The sequence below is a fragment of the Actinomycetospora sp. NBRC 106375 genome (genome assembly GCF_030269665.1).
In the GTDB taxonomy this organism is placed as follows: Bacteria; Actinomycetota; Actinomycetes; order Mycobacteriales; family Pseudonocardiaceae; genus Actinomycetospora.
The window spans coordinates 1-255 of sequence record NZ_BSTS01000096.1 but is presented as its reverse complement, the minus strand read 5'-3'; the positions used below and the strand labels follow the sequence as shown (position 1 = coordinate 255).

The following is a 255-nucleotide window of genomic DNA, read 5'->3' as shown; positions in this document are numbered from 1 at the left end:
CACATGCAAGTCGAGCGGTAAGGCCCTTCGGGGTACACGAGCGGCGAACGGGTGAGTAACACGTGGGTGACCTGCCCTCCACTTCGGGATAAGCCTGGGAAACTGGGTCTAATACCGGATAGGACCTGCTGGTGCATGCCGGTGGGTGGAAAGTTTTTCGGTGGGGGATGGGCCCGCGGTCTATCAGCTTGTTGGTGGGGTGATGGCCTACCAAGGCGACGACGGATAGCCGGCCTGAGAGGGTGATCGGCCACA

1 rRNA gene is annotated in these 255 nt (G+C 61.2%); it reads left to right on the top strand.

Annotation, left to right across the window (positions count from 1 at the left end):
• Positions 1-255: ribosomal RNA gene (locus tag QSK03_RS33025) — 16S ribosomal RNA — on the top strand; the annotation flags it as partial.